This is a genomic window from Streptomyces zhihengii, from assembly GCF_016919245.1.
In the GTDB taxonomy this organism is placed as follows: domain Bacteria; phylum Actinomycetota; class Actinomycetes; order Streptomycetales; family Streptomycetaceae; genus Streptomyces; species Streptomyces zhihengii.
In genome coordinates this window covers 5904107-5925584 of record NZ_JAFEJA010000001.1, presented here as the reverse complement: position 1 = coordinate 5925584, position 21478 = coordinate 5904107, and the positions used below count along the sequence as shown (strand labels likewise).

The 21478-nt window shown below is 75.4% G+C and carries 15 protein-coding genes; 8 read left to right on the top strand and 7 right to left on the bottom strand.

From position 1 onward, the window contains the following. Positions 1-38: 38 nt before the first annotated feature. From JE024_RS25160 to JE024_RS25150, 3 genes are all read right to left on the bottom strand, one after another. The gene (locus JE024_RS25160; protein WP_205376722.1) at positions 39-1577 is read right to left on the bottom strand and encodes a PepSY-associated TM helix domain-containing protein; all 1539 of its coding nucleotides are present in this window, start codon (positions 1575-1577) and stop codon (positions 39-41) included. A 51-nt stretch (positions 1578-1628) separates the two neighbouring features. Beyond that, positions 1629-2276, bottom strand: a complete 648-nt coding sequence (locus JE024_RS25155) for a hypothetical protein (RefSeq protein WP_244883069.1) — start codon at positions 2274-2276, stop codon at positions 1629-1631. 368 nt (positions 2277-2644) lie between these two features. Beyond that, the gene (locus JE024_RS25150; RefSeq protein WP_372449837.1) at positions 2645-4753 is read right to left on the bottom strand and encodes an MMPL family transporter; all 2109 of its coding nucleotides are present in this window, start codon (positions 4751-4753) and stop codon (positions 2645-2647) included. A gap of 232 nt (positions 4754-4985) precedes the next feature. Here JE024_RS25150 and JE024_RS25145 point away from each other — a divergent pair, with 232 nt between their 5' ends. From JE024_RS25145 to JE024_RS25135, 3 genes are all read left to right on the top strand, one after another. Continuing rightward, positions 4986-6245, top strand: coding sequence for a sensor histidine kinase (locus JE024_RS25145; protein WP_205375758.1), 1260 nt, complete (start codon positions 4986-4988; stop codon positions 6243-6245). Beyond that, a complete protein-coding gene (locus JE024_RS25140; RefSeq protein ID WP_205375757.1) occupies positions 6230-6877 on the top strand; it encodes a response regulator transcription factor in 648 nt (215 codons plus the stop codon). The genes JE024_RS25145 and JE024_RS25140 overlap by 16 nt, the downstream gene beginning before the upstream one ends. Before the next feature lie 191 nt (positions 6878-7068). Then, positions 7069-8643: a DUF1996 domain-containing protein gene (locus tag JE024_RS25135; RefSeq protein ID WP_205375756.1), complete on the top strand. Its 1575-nt coding sequence runs from the start codon at positions 7069-7071 to the stop codon at positions 8641-8643. Positions 8644-8825: 182 nt separating this feature from the next. Here the strand turns inward: JE024_RS25135 and JE024_RS25130 are convergent, their stop codons facing one another. After that, on the bottom strand, positions 8826-9389 hold the full coding sequence (locus tag JE024_RS25130; RefSeq protein ID WP_205375755.1) for a hypothetical protein: 564 nt from the start codon (positions 9387-9389) through the stop codon (positions 8826-8828). A 115-nt stretch (positions 9390-9504) separates the two neighbouring features. Here JE024_RS25130 and JE024_RS25125 point away from each other — a divergent pair, with 115 nt between their 5' ends. From JE024_RS25125 to JE024_RS25105, 5 genes are all read left to right on the top strand, one after another. Further along, positions 9505-12630, top strand: coding sequence for an alpha-N-acetylglucosaminidase (locus JE024_RS25125; protein ID WP_205375754.1), 3126 nt, complete (start codon positions 9505-9507; stop codon positions 12628-12630). A gap of 25 nt (positions 12631-12655) precedes the next feature. Beyond that, complete coding sequence (locus JE024_RS25120) at positions 12656-13480, top strand: tyrosine-protein phosphatase (protein ID WP_205375753.1); 825 nt, start codon at positions 12656-12658, stop codon at positions 13478-13480. Between the two features lie 31 nt (positions 13481-13511). Beyond that, positions 13512-15383, top strand: a complete 1872-nt coding sequence (locus JE024_RS25115; RefSeq protein ID WP_244883068.1) for a hypothetical protein — start codon at positions 13512-13514, stop codon at positions 15381-15383. Between the two features lie 223 nt (positions 15384-15606). Further along, positions 15607-17205: a phosphodiester glycosidase family protein gene (locus JE024_RS25110; protein ID WP_205375752.1), complete on the top strand. Its 1599-nt coding sequence runs from the start codon at positions 15607-15609 to the stop codon at positions 17203-17205. A gap of 59 nt (positions 17206-17264) precedes the next feature. Further along, the gene (locus tag JE024_RS25105) at positions 17265-17981 is read left to right on the top strand and encodes a TetR/AcrR family transcriptional regulator (protein ID WP_205375751.1); all 717 of its coding nucleotides are present in this window, start codon (positions 17265-17267) and stop codon (positions 17979-17981) included. Here the strand turns inward: JE024_RS25105 and JE024_RS25100 are convergent. The 3 genes from JE024_RS25100 to JE024_RS25090 all read right to left on the bottom strand — a co-directional run bounded on the left by JE024_RS25100 (position 17966) and on the right by JE024_RS25090 (position 21459). Then, positions 17966-18316, bottom strand: a complete 351-nt coding sequence (locus JE024_RS25100) for a 5-carboxymethyl-2-hydroxymuconate Delta-isomerase (RefSeq protein WP_205375750.1) — start codon at positions 18314-18316, stop codon at positions 17966-17968. The two genes, JE024_RS25105 and JE024_RS25100, sit on opposite strands and share 16 nt — an antisense overlap. Positions 18317-18454: 138 nt before the next feature. Beyond that, on the bottom strand, positions 18455-20605 hold the full coding sequence (locus tag JE024_RS25095) for a bifunctional serine/threonine-protein kinase/ABC transporter substrate-binding protein (protein WP_372449877.1): 2151 nt from the start codon (positions 20603-20605) through the stop codon (positions 18455-18457). Positions 20606-20610: 5 nt separating this feature from the next. Beyond that, positions 20611-21459, bottom strand: coding sequence for a hypothetical protein (locus JE024_RS25090; RefSeq protein WP_244883066.1), 849 nt, complete (start codon positions 21457-21459; stop codon positions 20611-20613). Positions 21460-21478 lie beyond the last annotated feature (19 nt).

Below are 21478 nucleotides of genomic sequence, written 5' to 3'. Positions count from 1 at the left end.
GTGACCGGCGTGCCCGGCGTGCCCGGCGTGCCCGGCGTCTAGGGGGCGCCGGTCACGGAGGGAGCGTCGGCCCCCGAGGGGGTGTCCGGCGGCCCGGCGGGCGTCTTCCTGGCCTTCGACAGTGCGCCGAGCGCCAGGTCGAGGGCCAGGAACACCAGCAGGCTGATGCCCAGCAGGGGCACGAACCAGCCGGCGACGGCCGCGACCGCGGCGACGGGCAGCAGAGCCGTCACCGGCAGTCTGCGCCACGCGCCGCGCGGCACCGGGCGGCCGAACGACAGCCGGGCGTCCTTGGTCGGCCTGCGCAGCCACCACATCCGGTAGCCCCACACCACCAGCAGGATCAGCGCCACCATCAGGCCGGCCAGCGCCAGTTGGTTCACCACCCCGAACAGCACGCCCATGTGGACGTCGATGCCGAGCCGGGTCGCCTTGGCCAGGAGCGGATAGTCGTCGAAGCGGAGTTCGTCGATGACCCGGCCGTCGGCGGGGTCCACGGCGACGGCGTCGAGATGGACCGGGTACTCGTTGTCCGTCTCCTTCACCACGTAGCCGGTGCCGTCCGCGGGCAGGGTCACCGCGATCCGGCCGTCGACGCCGTGACCGCGGGCGGCGGCCACCGCGTTGTCGATGCCGAAGTCGGCGCCCTCGTGGGAGGCGCCGTGACCGGCGTGGCCCCCGTCGCCGTGCCCCTCGTGCCCGCCGCCGTCCCCGGCGCCCGGTGACAGGGCGGCCGAGACGGCGGGGGTCGCCCCGCCGAGACGGTCCTGGAGGGCGCCGATGTTCTCGCCGGCGTAGCGCGACCAGGTGAGGCCGGTGGCGGAGATCAGCACCAGGCCGGTCACGGCCCACAGTCCGACCACCCCGTGCCGGGACAGGGTGCGGCGGCGTCCGGTCGCGGTGCGGTCGGGCAGCACCAGGTCGCGCCGCGCGCGGCGCCTGCGGCCCACCCAGAGCAGCAGACCGCCGAGGGCGACCACCCACAGCCAGCTCGCGGCCAGTTCGCTGTAGTGGCGGCCCAGCTCGCCCAGGTGCAGGTCGACATGGAGCCGGGAGAGCCAGGTGCGCAGCGGGAGCGCGCCGGAACTGCCGTAGGAGGCGAGCTCGCCGCGCACCTCCGCGGTGTACGGGTCGACGAACACGGCCAGCGAGAGGCCCTCGTCGACCTCGGGGGAGGTCATGAGCACCCGGGTCGTCGCGCCGTCCTCGTACGAGGGCCAGACCGCCGTCACGGTGCCGTCGGGGTTGGCCTCGCGGGCGGCGGCGACCTGGTCGGAGAGCGGGAGGACCCGTTCGCCGACGGAGGTGCGGAGTTCGTCGCGGTAGACCAGCTTCTCCGCCTGGAAGGAGAGCGCGTAGAGGAGGCCGCTGACGGCGGCGACGAGGAGCAGCGGGGCGACGAGCAGCCCGGCGTAGAAGTGGAGGCGCAGGAGGAGGGGCCGGAGGGTGCCTCTGCCGGCGGGGCCGGAGGTCGTCCCGGGCTTCGGTTCGGGGGTGGGTTCGGTGGGGGCGGGTGCGGGGGTGGGTATTCCGTCGTCCGCGGGGGTGGTGCCCTTGCTCTGGGCGTCGATGGACATGGTCATCCTCGGAGTTGACGTCGACATGGGGAGAGCGGCCCCCAGGTCGTGTCAGACGGTGGCTCCGGGGGCCGTGGCGCGGGGGACGGGCCGTACGGGCGGGCCCCGGCGGACGACGGTGTGCGCGAGGACGACATGGTGCGGGCGGCGCGGCTCCGCGCGGACGGGAGCGGGCCCGGGGCGTGCCGGGCCGGGCGGCGTCACGGTGGCGAGCAGCAGCCGCAGCGGGGTGAAGGCGAAGGCGAGCACGGTGCGTGCGAGCCGGAAGAACGCGGACTCGCCGTGGGCGAGCCAGAGTGCGCAGGCGGCGGCCGCGAGGAGGTGCACGGCGATCATGCCGGTGTCGGAGCCGAGGGCCTGGACGGGGGCGTCGTACGCGGCGGTGTCCTGGACGGGGGCCGTGCCGTAGGCGGGGTGGGGCGTGTGGTGGTGGGCGGTGCCCGGGCGGGCGGGGGCGGCGAAGAGCAGGTGCAGCGCGCCCTGCACCGCGAGGAGTCCGGTGCCGATCGACCACGGGCCCCGGCGGCGGCCGGCCGCCGCCCAGCCCGCGGCGGCGGTCACGCCGAGGGCGGCGAGCAGGGCGGAGGGCGGGATGTCGTGCGCAGACAGGGACGAATGCCCCATCGCGGCCAGGAGCACGGCCACTGCCGCGAAGAGTGCGGCTCGCAGGGCGCGCAGGGGCGACCGGGCATCCGTCATCGTCGCGCCATGGTGCCACTGCCGGGGGCTCGGCGGGAGTGACCCGGGGTTACTCGGCTGCCGCGGGGGGCTCGGCTGTCGCGGAGGGCTCGGCTGCCGCGGGGGCTCGGCTGTCGCGGGGCGGGGTTCACGGGGTGGCCGGCCCCGGGAGCGTGATGCTCCCGGGGCCGGCCACCCGGGCTCCGCCCGGACCCGCACCGCGCTCCGCGCGGTCGCCTCAAACGCCGGCGGGGCTGGGAGGGGCGGGGCCGCGCTCGGGCGCCTCAGACGCCGGCGGGGCTGGGAGGGGCGGGGCCGCGCTCGGGCGCCTCAGACGCCGGCGGGGCTGGGAGGGGCGGGCCCTCGCGGTCGGACTCGTGCGCAGCGCCTCAGACGCCGGCGGGGCTGGAGCGGCGGGCCGGGACCGGGCGCTTCCGGTTGCGGCGGGGCCAGTTGTGGTGGCCCAGGAGGGACATGGTCGAGGGGAGGAGCACCATGCGCACGAGGGTCGCGTCGAGCAGGACGGCCACCGCGAGGCCCACGCCCATCTGCTTCATGTCCTGCATGGAGAGGGTCGCGAAGACGGCGAAGACGGCGACCATGATGGCGGCGGCCCCGGTCACCGCGCCCGCCGTGCGGCGGATGCCCTCGCTGATGGCGGCGGGGGTGTCGGCGCCGCGGTCGTGGGCCTCGCGGATCCGGGAGACGACGAAGACGTGGTAGTCCATCGACAGGCCGAACAGCACCACCAGGACGAACAGCGGCATCCAGCCCTCGATGGCGCCGACCGCCTCCGCGCCGATCAGCGAGGCGCCGATGCCGTGCTGGAAGACGGCGGTCATCACCCCGTAGGCGGCGCCCACGGAGAGCAGGTTGAGCACGACGGACGTCAGCGCGATGACCCAGGAGCGGAAGCAGACCAGCATCAGCAGGAAGGTGACCACGGTGATGAAGACGAACACCGGGACGATGCCCTTCTTGAGCTGGTCGTTGAAGTCGACCGACTCGGCGAGTTCGCCGGCGACGAGCACCGTGGCGCCGGTGCCGTCGAAGGCGTCCGGCAGGCGGTGCTCGCGCAGGTCGGCCAGGGCCCGCCGGGAGCGGGTGTCGCTGCCGTCGCCGGGCAGCGGTACCTCGATCTCGGCGACGTTCTTCTCCCGGTGCACGGTGACCCGCTCGAAGCCGCCGAGCGCGGCGGTGACGGCGGGGGCGGTGATGTCGTCGGCGGTGACGACGACCCGCGCCGGTTCCGGTCCGCCGGGGAACGCCTCGGTGATCCGCTCGTGGGCGACGGTGAGCGGCGCGTCGGAGCCGAACTGCTTCTCCATGCCGAGCTGTTCGGTCTTCATCCCGGCGGCGGGCGCCGCCAGGGCCAGCAGCACGGCGAGCGAGGCGAAGGCGAACAGGCGCGGGCGGGCGAGGACGGGGCGGAGCACCGCGCCGGCGATCGCGCCGCTCTCCCGGGCGCCGTCGCGCCGGCGGCCGAGGAAGGGCAGCCGGCCCGCGTCGACGCGGTCGCCGAGCCAGGCCAGCAGCGCGGGCAGCACGGTGACGGAGCCGAGCATGGCGATGAGGACGACGAGGATGGTGGCCAGGGCGAAGCCCTCGAAGAGCATCAGCCCGGACAGGAACATGCCCGACATCGCCAGCATGACGGTGGCGCCGGAGACGAGCACCGCGCGTCCGCTGGTGGCGGCGGCGATCCGCAGGGCGGTCTCCGCGTCGTGGCCGGCGGCCCGTTCGTCGCGTTCGCGGCGCAGGTAGAAGAGGCAGTAGTCGACGCCGACGGCGAGGCCGACCAGGAACATCACCGAGTAGGTGGTCTGGAACAGGTGCAGTTGGTGGCTGGCGAGGGACAGCAGGCCGAAGGCGGCCATGCAGGCGGTCAGGGCGAGCACCACGGGCAGCAGGGCGGCGACGAGCGCGCCGAAGGCGACCAGCAGGATGCCGAGCGCCAGCGGCACGGCGGTGAACTCGGCCTTGCGCATGTCGTCGGAGAGCAGGTCGGCCAGCCATTTCTCGGCACTGGCCCGGCCGAACTGGTGCAGTTCCACGCCGTCGTGGGCCCGGTCCGTGTCCCGGACGGCGTCGAGCACCGGCTGGACCCGGTCGGCGGCCCCGGCGGCGTCGCCCTTCATCTCGAACCGGACGAGCGCCTCCCGGCCGTCCTTCGAGGGCAGCGGCGGCTGGACCCGGCTCACCTCGCCCGTCCGCTCGATCGCCGCCGTGAGGTCCCGGGCCGCGGGGCGCCAGGCGTCGGCGGTGTCGCCGCTGACCAGGACGAGTTCACCGGCGGGCTGCTCCAGACCGGCGTCCGCGAGGATCCGCACGGCCCGTGCGGAGTCGCCGCTGCCCGCTTCCGACTCGGTCATCTCGACCATGCCGGAGGCGCCGCCCACGACGGTGCTGAGCACGACGAACAGCAGCCAGCCGATGACGGCCGTCCTGCGATGGTGTGCGCTCCACACACCGATGCGTGCCGCGAGATTGTTCTTCACCGGGCGCTCCCCCTGGGCCTTCGCCGCCGATGGATTCGGTACGGATCGGGTGACGACGTTAGGAAGCGGCGGCCGTCCGCCCCAGCCGCCGGGGCCCCCTGTCCGGGAGCCGTGGCGACACGGTCCGGGGGTGGTGCCAGGTACACCCCCGCCGGGTGCCGGGGGCCAGTGCGGCGGGCCGGGGCGGCCCGCCAGACTGGTCGCCGAGACAGGACGACGAGGGGACTTGACGATGATCACGAGGTTGCGGGCCTCTCTGGTGGCGGGCGTGCGGGGGCTCGCGCTGGCCCTGACGGCACTGATCGGCTCGGTCCTGCTGTTCACGCTGACGCTGGTGTCCGTCAGCCTGATCCCGATCGGCATCGGGATCTTCACCACTCCCCCGCTGCTGTCGCTGGTCCGCGCCCAGGCGAACAGCCGCCGGCTGCTGGCCGCGCAGTGGTCCGGGGTCCGCATCCCCAGCGCGTACCGGCCCGGGGGACCGGCGCGCGGCGGGCTCGCGGGGCAGGTCGAGCGGTGCGTCCGGATGATGAAGGATCCGGCCACCCGCCGGGACATGCAGTGGCTGTTCACCGACATCACGGCGGGCGCGACGGTGGCGCTGCTCGCGCCGGCGCTCTGGCTGGAGGGACTCTTCGGGCTGCTGCTGGCCGTGGGCCTGTGGAAGCCGATCGTCGAGGCGGGCGGCACCTACTGGTACACCTTCCTGCCGGTGGACAGCGCCGGGACGGCGGGGCTGGCGGCCGTCCTCGGCCTGGGCTGGATGGTCCTCGCGACCTTCGTGAACCCGCTGCTGGTGCGGAGCCACTTCAGGATCGCCGCGGCCTCGCTGACCCCGAGCCGTGGGGACCTGGAGCAGCGCATCGACCGGCTGACCGCCACCCGGCACGACGCGGTGGACACCTCGGCCGCCGAACTGCGCCGTATCGAGCGGGATCTGCACGACGGCGCGCAGGCGCGGCTGGTCGCCATGGGGATGAACCTGAGCACCATCGAGGCGCTGATCGAGAAGGACCCGGCGCAGGCCAAGAAGCTGATCGCGGCGGCGCGCACGTCGTCGGCCGAGGCGCTGACCGAGCTGCGCGACCTGGTGCGCGGCATCCACCCGCCGGTGCTGGCGGAGCGCGGGCTCGGGGACGCGGTGCGGGCGCTGGCGCTGCGGCTGCCGGTGAGCTGCGAGGTGGACGTGGAGATGACGGGCCGGGTGGAGGCGCCGGTGGAGTCGGCGGCGTACTTCGCGGTGAGCGAGGCGCTGACGAACGCGGTCAAGCACGGCGGGGGCGACCGGATATGGGTCGACATCACGCACACCGACGGCTCGCTGCGGATCGCGGTCACGGACAACGGCGGGGGCGGGGCCTCGGTCGGAGCCGGCTCGGGGCTGAGCGGGGTCGAACGCAGGCTCGGTACATTCGACGGCGTCCTGGCCGTCAGCAGTCCCGCGGGCGGTCCCACCATGGTCACCATGGAGATCCCTTGCGCGTCGTCCTAGCCGAAGACCTGTTCCTGCTGCGCGACGGCCTGGTGCGGATGCTGGAAGCGTTCGGCTTCGAGATCCTCGCCGCCGTGGAGAGCGGCCCGGAGCTGTCGAAGGCGCTCGCCGAGCTGGAGCCGGACGTCGCGGTCGTCGACGTCCGGCTTCCGCCGTCCCACACCGACGAGGGGCTGCAGTGCGCGCTCGCGGCCCGGCGGGCGCGGCCCGGGCTGCCGGTGCTGGTGCTGTCGCAGCACGTGGAGCAGTTGTACGCGCGCGAGCTGCTGGCGGACGGCAACGGCGGGGTGGGCTACCTGCTGAAGGACCGGGTCTTCGACGCGGAGCAGTTCGTCGACGCGGTGCGCCGGGTGGCGGGCGGCGGTACGGCGATGGATCCGCAGGTGATCTCCCAGCTTCTGAGCCGCCGCTCCCAGGACCAGCCGATCGGCGCGCTGACGCCGCGTGAGCTGGAGGTCATGGAGCTGATGGCCCAGGGGCGTTCGAACACGGCCATCGCGACGCAGCTCGTGGTGACGGAGCGGGCGATCGCGAAGCACACCTCCAACATCTTCGCCAAGCTCGGTCTGCCGGTGTCCGACGACGACAACCGCCGGGTGCTGGCGGTGCTGGCCTACCTGGACCGCGGGTAGCCACGACGGACGGGGGCCGGACCGGTGTCCGGCTTCACCAGTCTCGTCCGCATGTGCCGTTGGACCATCCTACGAACTGCCGCCGGCGCTGAACGCCTCCCGCGCCCCCGCCGTATGGAACGGCGCGCTTCTCCCTCTGCCGGGACCCCCCTTTCATCCCACACACCCCGGCAACGAAGCAGAGGAGTTCCATGGGACGCACATCAAGAAAACGCTCGAAGCTGGCCAACCGGGCGATCGCCGCCTCGGCCGCACTGATCCTGGGCGGGGGCGGGCTGATCGCGGCCAACTCCTATGCCTCCGCCGGTGAGGGGTGGTGGCCCGGCGGGCGTGACGGCCAGCAGCAGAACCGGACCCGGGCGGCCGACGGCCGGTCGGTGTCCACGATCGACTGCCCCGACGTGGGCAACTCGCTGCGTGAGGTTCCCGACGACCAGCGTTTCGCGGTCGACCGCGAACTCGCCACGCTGGACTCCCAGATCACGGTCGCCTACCAGCGCTTCGCCGACAACCGGCAGCGGGTGGAGGCGGACCGCGCCTTCGGCGAGAACCAGATCCTGGCGCCGCTGCGGAACGAACGTCTGGTGATCATTCAGCGGATCGTCGCACTGATCGACCGGTCGGCCGAACGGCCGCAGGGGCTGGAGCAGATGGCTCCCTGCACCCTGCGCGACGACGGCAACGGCCAGAACGGCGGCGACGGGAACGGTGACGGCGGGAACGGCGGAGGCAACGGCGACGGAGGCAACGGCGGAGACGGCCAGAACCAGAACGGCGGCCAGGACGGCGGCGACGGAAACGGCGGCAACGGCGACGGGGACGGCGGCGGGCAGGACGGCGGCAACGGCGGCCAGGCCGGCAACGGCCCCGAGGCGGGCGACTTCGTCGCGATCGAGGACGTGCAGCCGAACGTGCAGCAGCCGCGCAACCGCCGGGGCGCCTCCCGCGGCACCTTCACGACCGACTGCGGTGTGAACGCCAACGGCAAGTTCAACCCCGACAACGTCATCGTCGCCCCGGGTGTCAGCAACGGCGCCCACCACATGCACGACTACGTGGGCAACCAGGCCAACGACGCCTTCGCCAGCGACGACGACCTCGCCGCGGGCGCCACCACCTGCCGCAACCAGGGCGACCGGTCGACCTACTACTGGCCGGTGCTGCGGCTCCAGAACGGCCAGGACGAGAACGACGCGGCGGCCGACGGCGGCGGCAACGACCAGAACGTGGGCGAGATCCAGACCCCGTCGCAGGTCACCCTGTCCTTCGTCGGCAGCCCGCGGAGCAAGGTCACCGCGATGCCCCGGTTCCTGCGCATCATCACGGGCGACGCGAAGGCCTTCGTCAACGGCGACGCGAACGCGAACGCCTCGTGGAGCTGCACGGGCTTCGAGGACCGGCAGCTCAAGGACAAGTACCCGATCTGCCCCGAGAACAGCCAGGTGGTGCGCACCTTCGCGTTCCAGAGCTGCTGGGACGGCCAGAACACCGACAGCGCCAACCACCGCACCCATGTGGCGTTCGCCGACGCGGGCGGGCGCTGCCCGCAGGGCTTCCGGGCGATCCCCCAGCTCGTGCAGCGGATCGTCTACGACGTGCCGCCGCCGGTCTTCGACGGGGGGAACGCCTCGGTGTTCGCGGTCGACTCGTTCCCCGAGCAGCTGCACAAGCCGGTCACGGACCACGGCGACTTCATCAACGTCTTCGACGAGAGGCTGATGAACAAGATGGTGAGCTGCATCAACGGCGGGCGGAGGTGCCGCTGACCCGCTGAGCACGCCGAGGCCGGGCGGGTCCGGGAGCGATGCTCCCGGACCCGCCCGGCCTCGGCGTGCGCGGACGGTGGGACGGCGCGGGCGTGCGGACGTGCGCCCGGCGGTCGGTACGGGGTGCGGCGGACGCGGTCCGGGCCTGGGGCCGGGCGGGCGGCGTCCACCGCACCGTGCGGTCAGCCCTGAGGGGTCCCTTCGTGGCGTTCGTGGCCCTCGTGGCCTCCGTCGCCCGCGGGGCTCTCGTGGCCCTCGTGCTCCCCGGCTCCGGAGGTACCGCCGCCGGAGGTGCCGCCGCCCGGGTGCGATCCGTGGTCCGTTCCGGTGCGCACCGTGCCGCCGAGACGGCCCCGCAGCGCCGCCACCACCTTCTCGTCGCCGACCGCGACCCAGCTCCCGCCGACCAGGTACGTCCCCCCGTAGTCGTCCGCCTCGTCGAGCCAGACGCGCTGCCCGTCCTCGGTGGCGAAGGTGGCGAGGACGTACTTCCCCTGCGCCGTCGCGCAGTTCGCCTGCCGCAGTTCGGCCGCGTCCGTCTGGATGTTCGGCTCGCAGCCGGCCTGCCGCGCGAGATCCTCCAGGCTGCCCGAGGCGGTGCGCGGGGCGGCGGAGGCCGTGCCCGTATCCGCGACACGCCCGTGATCGCGTTCACCCGGTGAACAGGCCGACGCCAGGACGATGAGCGCAACCGCCAGTACCGTCCGGGCCGTCCGTGGTGTGTTCGTGGTCGTTGTCGTCCGCATCCGGCCATCGTGCCCCTCCGGTCCCCCTGCGCGGGAGAGAACCGCGGGTAACCTGCGCTCCGCACGCACCCGTTGCCGCCGGAGCACCGCTTGGAGCAACACGGAGGAGCGCTGTATGTACGAGCTGTCGAGACGCACTCTGCTGGGCACCGCCGGAGCCGTCGGGATGGGCGCCGCGCTCGGCGCGCACACCCCCGCGACCGCCGCCGTCCCCTCCCCCTCCGTCCCGCCCGCCGCGCCGTCCGCCCGCGCGGACGCGGCCGGTGCCGCGCTCGCCGCGCTGCGGCGGCTGCTGCCGGACCACGCCGGCCAGTTCACCCTGCGTACGGTCGGCGGGCCCGAGCGCTTCGAGGTGACCGGCACCGCGGGGCGCATCACCGTGACCGGCACCAGCGCCGGCGTGCTGCTGACCGGGGTGCACTGGTACCTCAAGTACGTCTGCCGGGCGCACATCTCGTGGGCCGGCTCCCGGCTCGGCCTGCCGCCGGAGCTGCCGGCCCCGGCGGCGCCGCTGAAGCGGTCGGCGACCGTCCCGCACCGGTTCGTGTACAACGACACCCACGACGGCTACACCGCCCCCTACGCCGACTGGCCGCGCTGGGAGCGCCAGCTCGACGTGCTGGCGCTGCACGGCTGGAACGAGGTGCTGGTGACGGCCGGGCAGGAGGCGGTCTACCACCGGCTGCTGACCGACTTCGGCTACTCGGACACCGAGGCCCGCGCCTGGCTCCCCGCGCCCTCGCACCAGCCCTGGTGGCTGCTCCAGAACATGAGCGAGTTCGGCGGACCGCCGTCCACCGCGCTGATCGAGCGCCGTGCCGAGCTGGGGCGCAGGATCTGCGACCGGCTGCGCGAACTGGGCATGCGGCCGGTCCTGCCCGGCTACTTCGGCACGGTGCCCGACGGCTTCGCGGCACGCAATCCGGGCAGCGACGCCCGGACGGTGCCCCAGGGGACCTGGGGCGGCGGGATGCGGCGCCCCGACTGGCTCGACCCGCGGACGAAGGCGTTCGCCGACGTGGCCGCCGCCTTCTACCGCCACCAGGCCGACCTGTTCGGCGAGGTGGCGTACTTCAAGATGGACCTGCTCCACGAGGGCGGCACCCCGGGCGACGTGCCCGTCCCCGAGGCGGCCCGGGCGGTGGAGACCTCGCTGCGGACCGCCCGCCCCGGCGCCACCTGGGTGATCCTCGGCTGGCAGTCCAACCCCCGCCCCCTGCTGCTGGACTCGCTCGACCGGTCCGGGCTCCTCGTCGTCGACGGCCTCTCGGACCTGGACACCGTCACCGACCGGGAGACCGACTGGGGCGGGGCCCCGTACGCGTTCGGCACCATCCCCAACTTCGGCGGCCGGACGACCCTCGGCGCGAACACCGACCGCTGGACGGAGAAGTTCACCGCCTGGCGCGACAAGTCCGGCAGCGCGCTGGCCGGCACGGCCTACATGCCGGAGGCCGCCGAGCGGGATCCGGCGGCGGCGGAGCTCTTCAGCGAACTGGCCTGGCGGGAGGAGAAGACCGACCGGGCGGCGTGGTTCGCCGACTACAGCGCGGTCCGCTACGGCGGGGACGACCCCGCGGCACGGGAGGCGTTCGCGGCGCTGGCGGCCACGGCGTACCGGCTCACCAGCACCGACGGCCGGCCGTACGACTCGCTGTTCTCGCGGCGGCCGTCGCTGACGACGGCGATCGGCACGGCCTTCGACCCGGCCGGCTTCGACCGGGCGCTCACCGGTCTGCTGGACGTGGCTCCCGCGCTGCGCGACTCGGACACCTACCGGTACGACCTGACGGACGTGGCCCGGCAGGCGCTGGCCAACCGCTCCCGCACCCTGCAGATCGCCCTGCGGGCGGCCTGGCGCGCCCGGGACGCGGAGACGTTCCGTGCCGTGTCCGCGGTGTTCCTGAAGCTGATGCTGCTCACCGACACGATGGCCGGCTGCCACCGGATGTTCCTGACCGGTCCGTGGCTGGAGGACGCCAAGCGGCTGGCCACCAGCCCCGAGGAGGCGGAGCGGCTGGAGCGGACGGCACGCGTCCTGATCTCCACCTGGGCGGACCGCCCGACCGCGAACACCCTCGGCAACTACGCGAACCGCGACTGGCAGGGGCTGATGGCGGACGTCCACGTGCCGCAGTGGGAGGCGTACCTGGGCGAGGTGGGCGACGCGCTGGCCGAGGGCCGCGCGCCGAAGTCCTTCGACTTCTACCCGCAGGAGGAGGCGTGGACGAAGGAGCGCACGGTCTATCCGGTGCGTCCGACCGGTGACGCCCACCGCACCGCCCAGCGGGTGTTCGACACCCTGTCCCGGGCGCCCTACCAGGGCGTGGTGACGGTGTCGGTCGATCCGCCGGCGTTCACCCCGGGCAGCACGGGCACGCTGACGGCGTCGTTCCGCAACCTCAACGGGCTGCGGGCGACCGGGCGCGTGGACTTCGCGCTCACCGGGCTGGACGCGGAGGCCGACGGGGAACCCGTCCTCGACGGGGTGCCCGAGGGCGGCACCGGCACGGTGTCGTGGCGGGTCACCGCCCCGGACGGCGCGCTGACCGAACCGCTGGTGCCCATGGCGTACGGGCTCACCACGCAGTACGGGCCGCTCTCCGAGACGAGGGTGACGTCCGCCCAGTCGGGCAGCGTGCACCTGGCGGCGCCGCTGGAGCCGCGGTGGCGCACCTTCACCTCCAACGCGGCCGTGTTCGGGCAGCTCGGCGACCGGCTCGCGATCAACGGCGCGGGCAACGACCTGTGGCGGGGCACCACCCAGTTCGGCACCGCCTACCTGCCCGGCGCGTTCACCGCGGGGGCGAGCGTGGTGCTGCGGGTCGACTCCCAGGACAACACCGGCACCTGGGCCCGGGCGGGGATCGCGGTGCGCAACGCGCTGGCGGAGCCGATGGGCGGGGGCTTCCTGAACCTGGCCGTCACCCCGGGCCAGGGCGTCGCGCTGTCCTTCGACACGGACGGCGACGGCACGATCGACAGCTACGGGCGGATCACCGGCGTCACCGCGCCGGTGCTGCTGCGGCTCACCAAGGACGGCGGCACCGCGTTCACCGGCTCCTGCTCCACCGACGGCGGCACCACCTGGCGCACCGTCGCCACGGTGAACGTGCCGGGCGCGGCGGCGGTCCAGGACGCGGGCTTCTTCATGAGCGCCACCAACGGGGGCAGCGGGGCGCGGGGCACGGTGCGTTTCAGCGGCTGGTCGCTCACCGGCGGTGTCGCTTCGGCCGGCTGAGGCGCGGGGCGCCTACATTCCGTGCATGGGCGCCATTCCCTCCACCACCGTCGCCAACCTGCGCGATCTCGGCGGCACCGGGCTGTCCGGCGGACGGCGGGTGCGCGCCGGTGTGCTCTTCCGGTCCGGGCAGCTCGACCGGCTGGACACCGCGGCCGACCCCGCCGTCGCCGCCCTCGGTGTGCGGACGGTGGTCGACTTCCGCACCCGGGCGGAGCGCGACGCCCGCCCGGACCGGATCCCGGAGGGCGGCCGGCTGCTCCTGGCGGACGTCCTCGCCGACCAGGTCGCCGCCGGGGCGCTGCCGGCGGCGGCCCGGCTGCGCCGGCTGCTCGCCGACCCGGTCGAGGCCGAGCGGGAACTCGGCGGCGGCCGGGGCCCCGAGCTGTTCGCCGGGATCTACCGTTCGTTCGTGACCACGGAGTCGGCGCGCGCCGCGTACGGGGCGTTCCTCACCGAACTCGCCGGCGCGGACTCCGCGCCGCTGCTGTTCCACTGCACGGCGGGCAAGGACCGCACGGGCTGGGCGGCCACCGTGGTGCTGACCCTGCTCGGCGCCTCGCCCGAGACGGTGCGGGCCGAGTACCTCTCCGTCAACGCCGCGGTCCGGGAGGCGTACGCGCCGCTGGTGGAGGGGTACACCGTGCAGGGCGGCCGCCCGGAGACGGCCCTGGCCGTGATCGGCGTCGTACCGGAGTACCTGGGCGCGGCCCTGGAGGAGGTCGAGCGGCGCCACGGCTCCATGGAGGCGTACGCGACGGACGGCCTCGGCGTGGAACCGGGGGACCTGGAGCGGATCCGCCGCCGTCTGACCGTGCCGGGCCCACCGGAGGCGGGCGGCACGGGGTGACCGCGGGGCCCCTTGGCTCGTTCTGCTGAACGTGCGTCCCGAGCGAGCCGACACGGCCTTCAGCCCCGCCCCGCCCGCGGGTCCCGGAGACCTGCTGGAGGCGGACTTCGTCGCGCACTACCCGCGGCTGGTGCGGATCGCGTACCTGGTGCTGCCCCCGGCGTCCGATCCGGGCCGGCGGGTGCTGGCGGCGCACGCGCTCGTGCAGCGCACGCTGCCCGGCTGCGGCGCCGGGCCCGCGGTGCCCGCCGTGCCGAGGGCCCGCCGGGCCGGGGAGACGGGCTCCGCCGGGTACGACGGCCTGCGGGTGCGGCTGCTGCGGCGGGCGCTGCGGACGGCCGGACGGCCGCACCCGCCGCTGCCGAGGGTCTGGGGCGGCTGGGGCCTGCGGCTGCTCCCGCGCGCCGCCGGCGCCGCCGAACTGGCCCTGGAGCGCGAACTGTCCGCGCTCGGCGCCGCCGGCCGGGCCGCCTGTGTGCTGCGCCGGCTGGAAGGGCTCACCGCCCCCGCGGCCCGCGAGGTGCTGGCGGCGGCGGGCGCCGCCGATCCGGACGGCGCGCTGGCGGCGGCGGACGCCCTGCCGGACGCGGCGGGCACGGCGGCGCTGCTGGCCTCGCCCGCGTTCGACGCGTGCGCGCTCCAGGCGCGTCCGCCCGGGCTGCTGCGCCGCAGGCGGCGGGTGCGGGCGGGCGTGGTGGCCGTCGCCGCGCTGGCCGTGTGCGCGGGGCTGCTCGGCCTCCCGCAGGACGGGCCGTCGCCCGGGCGGGACACGGAGGCGGCCGGGCCGACGCGGGCGGCGCCCACGGCCTGGCGGGACGCCACCCGGCGGGACTTCTCGGTGTGGCCCCCCCGGGGCCCTCTCACCGGGGACCGCGCGCTGCTGGACCGGGCGCTCGCGGCCTGGGCGGAGCCGGGCGGCCAGGTGCGCGTCTCGGCCACGCCCGGCACCTCGTCGGGCCCCCCGGCGGGCGCGCCGCGGCTGCTGTTCGCCGGAGTGGTGGAGCGCGCCCGCGTCGTGCTGCTGCACGACGGGCTGCGTGCCGTGCGGTACGCCGAGCCGCTCGGCGGGGGCGGCGCCGCCCTCGACTTCGCCCGCACCGACGCCGCGGACGCGGTGTCGGCCGCGGCGCTCGTGGTGGCCCGGCCGGGTGGCCGGGTGCGCTATCTGACGGCCCCCTGGGTGCGGGAGGTGTCCGTCCGGGACCTCCTCGACCCGGCGGCGCCTGCGCGTCCGCTCGCGCGGGACGCCTCCGGGGTGACGGCGGCGCTGCCGAGCCCGGCGGGGGACGGCGCCTGCCGTTCCTGGGAGACGCTGGAGATCCGCGACGGCGACGGGACCAGACTGCTGACCGACCTGGGCGAACTCGCCCCGGCCCGGCTGCTGTCCGGCCCGCCGTCGGCGGCATCCGACGTGGCAGGTCCCGCGGCGCTGACGGCCTGGGCGCGGACGGCGTGCTCCCTCCGGGAGCTGCGCGCGCACGGGGTGCGGGAGGTCGGGGCCTGGCGGTTCGCCCTCCAGCGGCTGCCCGAGGCCAACGGCACGGCCGCCTGGGTGTGCACCCGCGCGGAGACCTGGCGGGGTGCCGGCGCCCGGGTGATGGCCCAGTTCCAGCCGCCCGCCGACCGGCCGTCCGCTCCCGGCACCGTGGTGGCGCGCGCCGAGGACTCCCCGGCCTGCGGGGTGCGGGAGCCCCGGGTGCTCGCGGGCGTGCTGTGGCAGTCGAGGGCGGGGCAGTGGTACGCGCTGGCCGCGGGCGGCGGGCGGTTCCGCTCGGTCGTCCTCACCGGCGGTGTGAGCGGCGAGAGCGAGGGCGCCCTCCTCGCGGTCCGCTCCCGCCCCGGCGCCCGTGCCGACCTCCACGGCCTCCTCCCCGACGGCACCCGCGTCCAGCCCCTGCGCTGAGACCGCCCGCCCGGACACCCCCGCAGACCCCCCTGTCGGGCGCCCCGCCGCCCGCGCCCCGGCGGACGGGCCGTCAGACAGCCCCGGACAAAAGGAATGGCTCGTTCTGTGTGGCCGGTCCGGAGGCTTCCACCGGGCTGCCTCGGCTGTTGTACTCCGAGACATCTGCCCGCAATCGACTGCGCCTTGCCTTGCCTTACGTTCCGACGACGGAAGGACGCTCATGCAGCGCACGTCTCTCTCCCTGGCGGCGGCGGCAGCGGTGCTGGGGGCGGTGACGGCCGTGCCCGGCGCCCAGGCCGTGCCGCCGCCGCGATCCGCCGTCAAGCCCCAGCCGCCGTCCGCGCTCCGCCCGCTCCAGCAGAGCGCGCCGCCGGTCACCACGACCGTGACGGACGGGGTCACGCTGACCTCGCTGTCGTACGGCAGCCGGGCCGCGTCCGAGGACCGGTGGACGGTGCACGTCTACCTGCCCGTCGCCCCCGACGGCCCCCTCGCCTCCGCGAACACCGCGCTCGGCCCCCGGGCCACCGCCGACCGGGTGGCGAACGCCCTGCGGAGCAAGGGGTTCGAGCCGCGCGTCGAGGAGGTCAGGACGCCCTCCTTCGCGGATCTGCGGGCCACCACCCTCGGCTGGACCGTCCGCATCGGCCGGTACGCGCAGGAGACCGGCGCCTCCGCGGACCTCGCCCGCGTCAAGGCGGCGGGGTTCACCGGCGGCACCCGCTACGTCCCGCAGGACGGCGGGGACTTCAGGGCGCCCCAGAAGGTGCACGTGATGCGGGTGGACTTCGCGGCCTTCCGCGGCTCCCTCGACACCGGCTTCGGTCCGACGCTGAACGGCACCGAGAAGCTGACGGACCTGATGGCGGCCGCGGGCGCCACGGCGGGCGTCAACGCCCAGTGGTTCTACAACAACGCCCCCGGCGGCCTGTACGTGAAGGACGGCCGGCTCATCGGCTCGGCGACCCAGGGCCGGGCGGGCATCCGCTTCTCGGGCGGCGGCCGCTCCTTCGACGTGGACACCTTCCGCGCCCGGGTGACGCTGCGCGCGGGCGGCGCGAGCACCGAGGTCGACGGGGTGAACCGGATACCCGGCGACGTGTGGAACTGCGGCGGTGTGGGCGGCGACGTGCCGACCGAGAAGCCGCAGCACGACCTGAAGTGCACCGACACCAGCGAGCTGGTGCGGTTCACCCCGGAGTGGGGACAGCCCCCGTCGGGGGCCGGCGCGGAGGCCGTGCTGGACGCCGCCGGCACGGTGACGGCGGTCAACACCTCGCGCGGGGCGGCCGTTCCGCCCGGCGGGTCCACGATCCAGGCGACCGGCGCGAGCGCCACCTGGCTGCTCGCCCATCTGCGGCCGGGCGGGACCGCGGCCGTCACCGACGAGGTGTTCGACAGCAGGGGCGTCAAGGTCGCGCTCACCCCGGACACGACGATCCTCCAGGTCGGCCCGTCCCTCGTCCGGGACGGCCGGGTGTCGGTCAACGCCGTCGGCGACGGCATCGTGCGCGAGGGCCCGGACCAGACCTTCACCTACAACTGGACGGTGCGCGCCAACCCGCGTTCGATGATCGGGAAGGACGAGCGGGGACGGCTGATGATCGTGGTCGTCGACGGCCGGCAGGCCGGGTACAGCGAGGGCCTCGGGGTCGCGCAGGCGGCCCAGTTGATGCGGCAGCTCGGCGCGCGCGAGGCGATGAACCTCGACGGCGGCGGCTCCAGCGTCATGGCCACCGCGTCCGGCGGGATCGTCAACCGCCCTTCGGACTCCACCGGTCAGCGGTCGCTCGGCACGGTGCTGCTGCTGCGCCCCTGACCGGCCCGGAGCCGGACGGCCCCGGTCGGACGCGCGCGGGCACTCGGTAGGGTGTTCGTATGACGACCGGGGTACGGCGCAGGATGGGCGTCGAGGAACGCAGGCAGCAGCTCATCGGCGTGGCGCTGGAGCTGTTCAGCCACCGCTCCCCCGACGACGTCTCCATCGACGAGATCGCGGCCGCCGCGGGCATCTCGCGGCCGCTGGTCTACCACTACTTCCCCGGCAAGCAGAGCCTGTACGAGGCGGCGCTGCGCCGCGCGGCCGACGAGCTCGCCGGGCTGTTCGAGGAGCCGCACGACGGCCCGCTCGGCGCCCGGCTGCTGCGGGTCATGGGGCGCTTCTTCGACTTCGTCGACGAACACGGCCCGGGTTTCTCCGCCTTGATGCGCGGCGGCCCCGCGGTCGGCTCGTCCACCACCCACGCGATGATCGACGGGGTGCGGCAGGCGGCGTACGACCAGATCCTCGCCCACCTCGGCGTCGCCGAACCCTCGCCGCGCCTGGCCCTGGTGGTCCGCTCCTGGGTGTCGCTCGCCGAGTCGACGGCGCTGATCTGGCTGGACGGGCGGCTGGTCCCGCGCGGCGAGCTGGAGTTGCAGCTCGTGCACGACTTCGCCGCGCTGGCGGCGGTGAGCGCGGCGTACGACGAGGAGATGGCCGGGGTGCTGGCGGAGATCCTCTCCCGGGAGCCGGCCGACGGCCCGTTCGGCGATCTCGTCGGCCGGCTGGTGCGGCTGGGGCCGCTGGTGGTGCCGGGTCAGCGCTTGCGGTAGGACGGTTCGAGCTCGCGGATCTCGGCGGAGACGTGCGGCGCCACGCCGCCGGCGGTGCCGAGGTGCTCCAGCAGCAGGTCCACCACGGCCTGCGAGAGCCGCGCCTTGAGCTCCTCGCTGCGGCCGGGCAGCAGGGCGATGCCGACGTGGACCAGCGGGGCGTCCGTCTCCCCGTCGCCGACGACGGTCTCGTCGGCGGGGCGGAAGCGGGTCTTGCAGGCCTCCAGCCGGGTGTCGACGGTGTCGACGACCAGCCGGTGGAGGGCGAGCGCGAACGTCCGCCGGTCGAGGGCGGTTCGGGCGCCGGGTGAGCAGTCGACGGTGATCTGGGGCATGAAGGGCTCCGGTGCTGCGGGGACGTGGACGCCCCCATCGTCTCAGAAAGCCCTTTCTACCGGGGTGCCCCGCGGCATCTCGTCGCGGCGGGCCGCCCGTCACCGGTGCGGGCGGCCCCTCACCGTCGCGAGCGGCCCTCACACCGCCTTCGGGTCCGGGCCGAGGAAGCGGAACGCACCGCCGGTGACCCGGTAGAAGAAGGTGCCGGTGCCCACGAAGGCGCCGTTCTCCGGTTCGAAGGCGTAGGTCTTGGAGACGCCCTCGTGGCGGGTCTTGCGCAGCACCGGCACCAGGTCCCCCCGGGTGACGCGCTCCCTGCCCAGGCCGCGCACACAGGCGGCGACCAGACGGACCGCGTCGTACGCCTCGGCCGCGAACGGCGGCGGCGCGGCGCCGTCCCAGCGGGTGCGGAAGGCGCGGGTGAACGCGCGGGCCGCGGGGGCGGCGAGCGGGTCGGTGGCGGTGGAGACCACCAGCCAGCCGTCGGCGGCGGCGCCCGCCGCGGCGGGGAAGCCGGCGTCGTGCGCGGCCTGGCCGGCGATGCGCGGCCCCCGGTAGCCCGCCTTCGCCAGGGCGCGGGCGAACTCGGCCGCAGCCTCGGCGCCGCCCCCGTGGACGACGGCCCCGGGGCGTGCCGCGGCCAGTTCGCGCGCCCGGGCGTCGAGGTCGGCGGCGCCCGCCGGGACGGTCCGGGCGAGGACGGTGCGCCCGCCGGTGCCGCGCAGCCCCTCGGCGAGGAAGCGGGTCGTCTGCCGTCCGTACTCGCTCTCGTCGTCGACGACGGCGATGTCGTCGAGGCCGTGCAGTCCGAGGTACTGGGCGACGGGGTACATCTGCATGGCGTTGCTGGGCCGGGCGCACAGGAAGACCCGGTTCATGTGGCGGGTGTCGCCGTCCAGCGCGCTGAGCAGGGTGAGGGCCGCCTCGTCGTAGGCGCCGAGCACCGCGCCGGCCGCGTCGGGGCCGGTGGCCCCGATCACCGCGGTGATCCGCTCGTCGGCGGCGAGCCGGGCGGCGGCGCTCCGCGCGGCCTCCGGGTCGCCTCGGTCGTCGGCGACGGTGAGGGCGAGGGTGAACGGCTCGTCCGCGCGGGCGTTGTGCTCCTCCACCGCGAGCCGGATGCCCTGTTCATGGGCGGTGCCCGTGGCGCGTCCCGGTCCGCTGAGGTCGGCCTGGAGCCCGATGCGGAGCTCGGGCCGGGCGGCCGGCGCGGCTCGGCCGGTGCCGCCGCCCCCGCCGGTGCCGCGGTCCCCGTCCCGGCCGATGAGCCAGGCCGTCGTGCCGCCGGTCGCGAGGACCGCCGCACCGGAGCCGAGGTAGGCCAGCATCCGGCGTCTCGGCGGCCGTCCGGGCGCGGGTGCCGCCGTGGGGGCGTCCGGGGCGGCCGCCGGGACGAGGGTGGCCTCGATGTCCGGCAGGGCCAGCATCCGCGCGGACCGTTCGGCGATGAGGTGGCTGACGGCGGCGGGCAGCCAGCCGGCGTGCGCGGTGTCGGCGGCCCAGGCGGCGCGCAGGGCGGCGGCGTCCGGCCGTCGCGCCGGGTCCTTGTCGAGGCAGGCGCGCACCAGGGGGCGCAGTTCGCCGGGGACGCCGTCGAGCCGCGGCTCGTCGTGGACGGTCCGGTACAGCAGGGCGTCGACCGGCCCGCTGCCGAAGGGCCGCTGCCCGGTCGCCGCGTGGACGAGGACGCAGCCGAGGGAGAACAGGTCGCTCGGCGGGCCGATCCGGGTGCCGGTGGCCTGCTCGGGCGAGAGGAAGCCGGGCGAGCCGACGACCATGTCGGTCGCGGTGAGCACGGTGTCGTCGAGCGCGCGGGCGATGCCGAAGTCGATCAGGCGCGGCCCGTCGGGGGCCAGCAGCACATTGCCCGGCTTCACGTCCCGGTGCACCATGCCCTCGCGGTGCACGGCGTCGAGGGCGTCGGCGAGCATCGCGCCGAGCGCCCGCACGCTGGACGCGGGCAGCGGCCCCGTGTCGGCGACGGCGTCGGCGAGCGCGGGACCGGGGACGAACTCCGTCGCCAGCCACGGCGCCGCGGCCTCGGTGTCGGCGTCGACCACGGGCACGGCATACCGGTTGACGACCCGGCGGGCGATGGCGACCTCGCGCCGGAACCGGGTGCGGAAGGAGGCGTCGTCCGCGTACTCGGACCGGATCAGCTTGATGGCGACGAGGGCGCCGCCCGGCGAACGCCCCAGCAGCACGACGCCCATGCCGCCGGCGCCGAGCCGGCCGACGACGCGGTAGCCGGCGACGTGCGCGGGGTCGCCCGGTCCGGGCGGCTGCAGATGGCTCACTTCAGCTCCAGCTCCACGCGGTAGAGCAGCTTGGCGCCCGCCTCGGCGGCGAAGCGGATCAGGTCGGTCGTGGTGTACCCCTTCGCCCCCTTGACGGACACGGCCGTGGTGACGGTTCCGATCCGGGACTTGCTCCACACGTACTCCTGCGGCCCGCCGGAGCCGGGGCCGGTCCACCTGCCGGCCTCGAAGAGGGTGGCGTCGGCGTTCTTCACGTCCTTCGGGTCCAGGTGCATGGACATCAGGCCGTCGAGCCGCTGCCCGCCGCCGAGTTGCTGCACCGGGCAGCGGAAGCTCTCCTGCACGGTGTCCTTCATCTCGCGGTCGGCGAGCGCCTCGTCGCGGTGGACGGTCACGGTGAGGGAGCCCTGGACGCGGCCCTTGCCGTCCTTGGCGGGCATGTCGATGCGGCGGGTGTAGCTGTCCAGCATCCCGGGCGGCAGCGCGGTGCGGGTCCAGACGCAGGAGTCGGGGAGCAGCGGGCGCGTCCCGGCGTTCTCGTAGGGGTCGTGGCGGACCATGCCCGGGGTCCAGTCGGCGGGCTCCAGCGAGGCGTTGCGGGTGAGTTCGCGGGCGCGTTCGGCGGTCCTGGGGACGCGTGCGGGGTCGGGCGTGAAGTCGTAGGCGTCCGGCAGCGCGCCGGTCGTGGGGGTGGGCGACGGCGTGGGCGAGGCGGTCGGCGAGGGGTCGGCGGACGCCGTGGGCGTGGTGCCCTCGGTCGTGGTGCGTTCCTGGCCGCCGCAGCCGGCCAGGACCGTGGCGGCGGCGAGCGCCGCGCAGCCGGCGGCCCGGCGCGCCGGGCGCCCCTTCCACCGCGCGGGCCGTGAGAGCCGCGTTCCTGACATGGTGTCCCCCCGTGGTCGC

Coding starts and splice junctions, on each gene's coding strand:
- JE024_RS25160 (WP_205376722.1), bottom strand. CDS start 1,577: ATGTCCATCGACGCCCAGAGCAAGGGCACCACCCCCGCGGACGACGGA.
- JE024_RS25155 (WP_244883069.1), bottom strand. CDS start 2,276: ATGACGGATGCCCGGTCGCCCCTGCGCGCCCTGCGAGCCGCACTCTTC.
- JE024_RS25145 (WP_205375758.1), top strand. CDS start 4,986: ATGATCACGAGGTTGCGGGCCTCTCTGGTGGCGGGCGTGCGGGGGCTC.
- JE024_RS25135 (WP_205375756.1), top strand. CDS start 7,069: ATGGGACGCACATCAAGAAAACGCTCGAAGCTGGCCAACCGGGCGATC.
- JE024_RS25130 (WP_205375755.1), bottom strand. CDS start 9,389: ATGCGGACGACAACGACCACGAACACACCACGGACGGCCCGGACGGTA.
- JE024_RS25125 (WP_205375754.1), top strand. CDS start 9,505: ATGTACGAGCTGTCGAGACGCACTCTGCTGGGCACCGCCGGAGCCGTC.
- JE024_RS25120 (WP_205375753.1), top strand. CDS start 12,656: ATGGGCGCCATTCCCTCCACCACCGTCGCCAACCTGCGCGATCTCGGC.
- JE024_RS25110 (WP_205375752.1), top strand. CDS start 15,607: ATGCAGCGCACGTCTCTCTCCCTGGCGGCGGCGGCAGCGGTGCTGGGG.
- JE024_RS25105 (WP_205375751.1), top strand. CDS start 17,265: ATGACGACCGGGGTACGGCGCAGGATGGGCGTCGAGGAACGCAGGCAG.
- JE024_RS25100 (WP_205375750.1), bottom strand. CDS start 18,316: ATGCCCCAGATCACCGTCGACTGCTCACCCGGCGCCCGAACCGCCCTC.
- JE024_RS25090 (WP_244883066.1), bottom strand. CDS start 21,459: ATGTCAGGAACGCGGCTCTCACGGCCCGCGCGGTGGAAGGGGCGCCCG.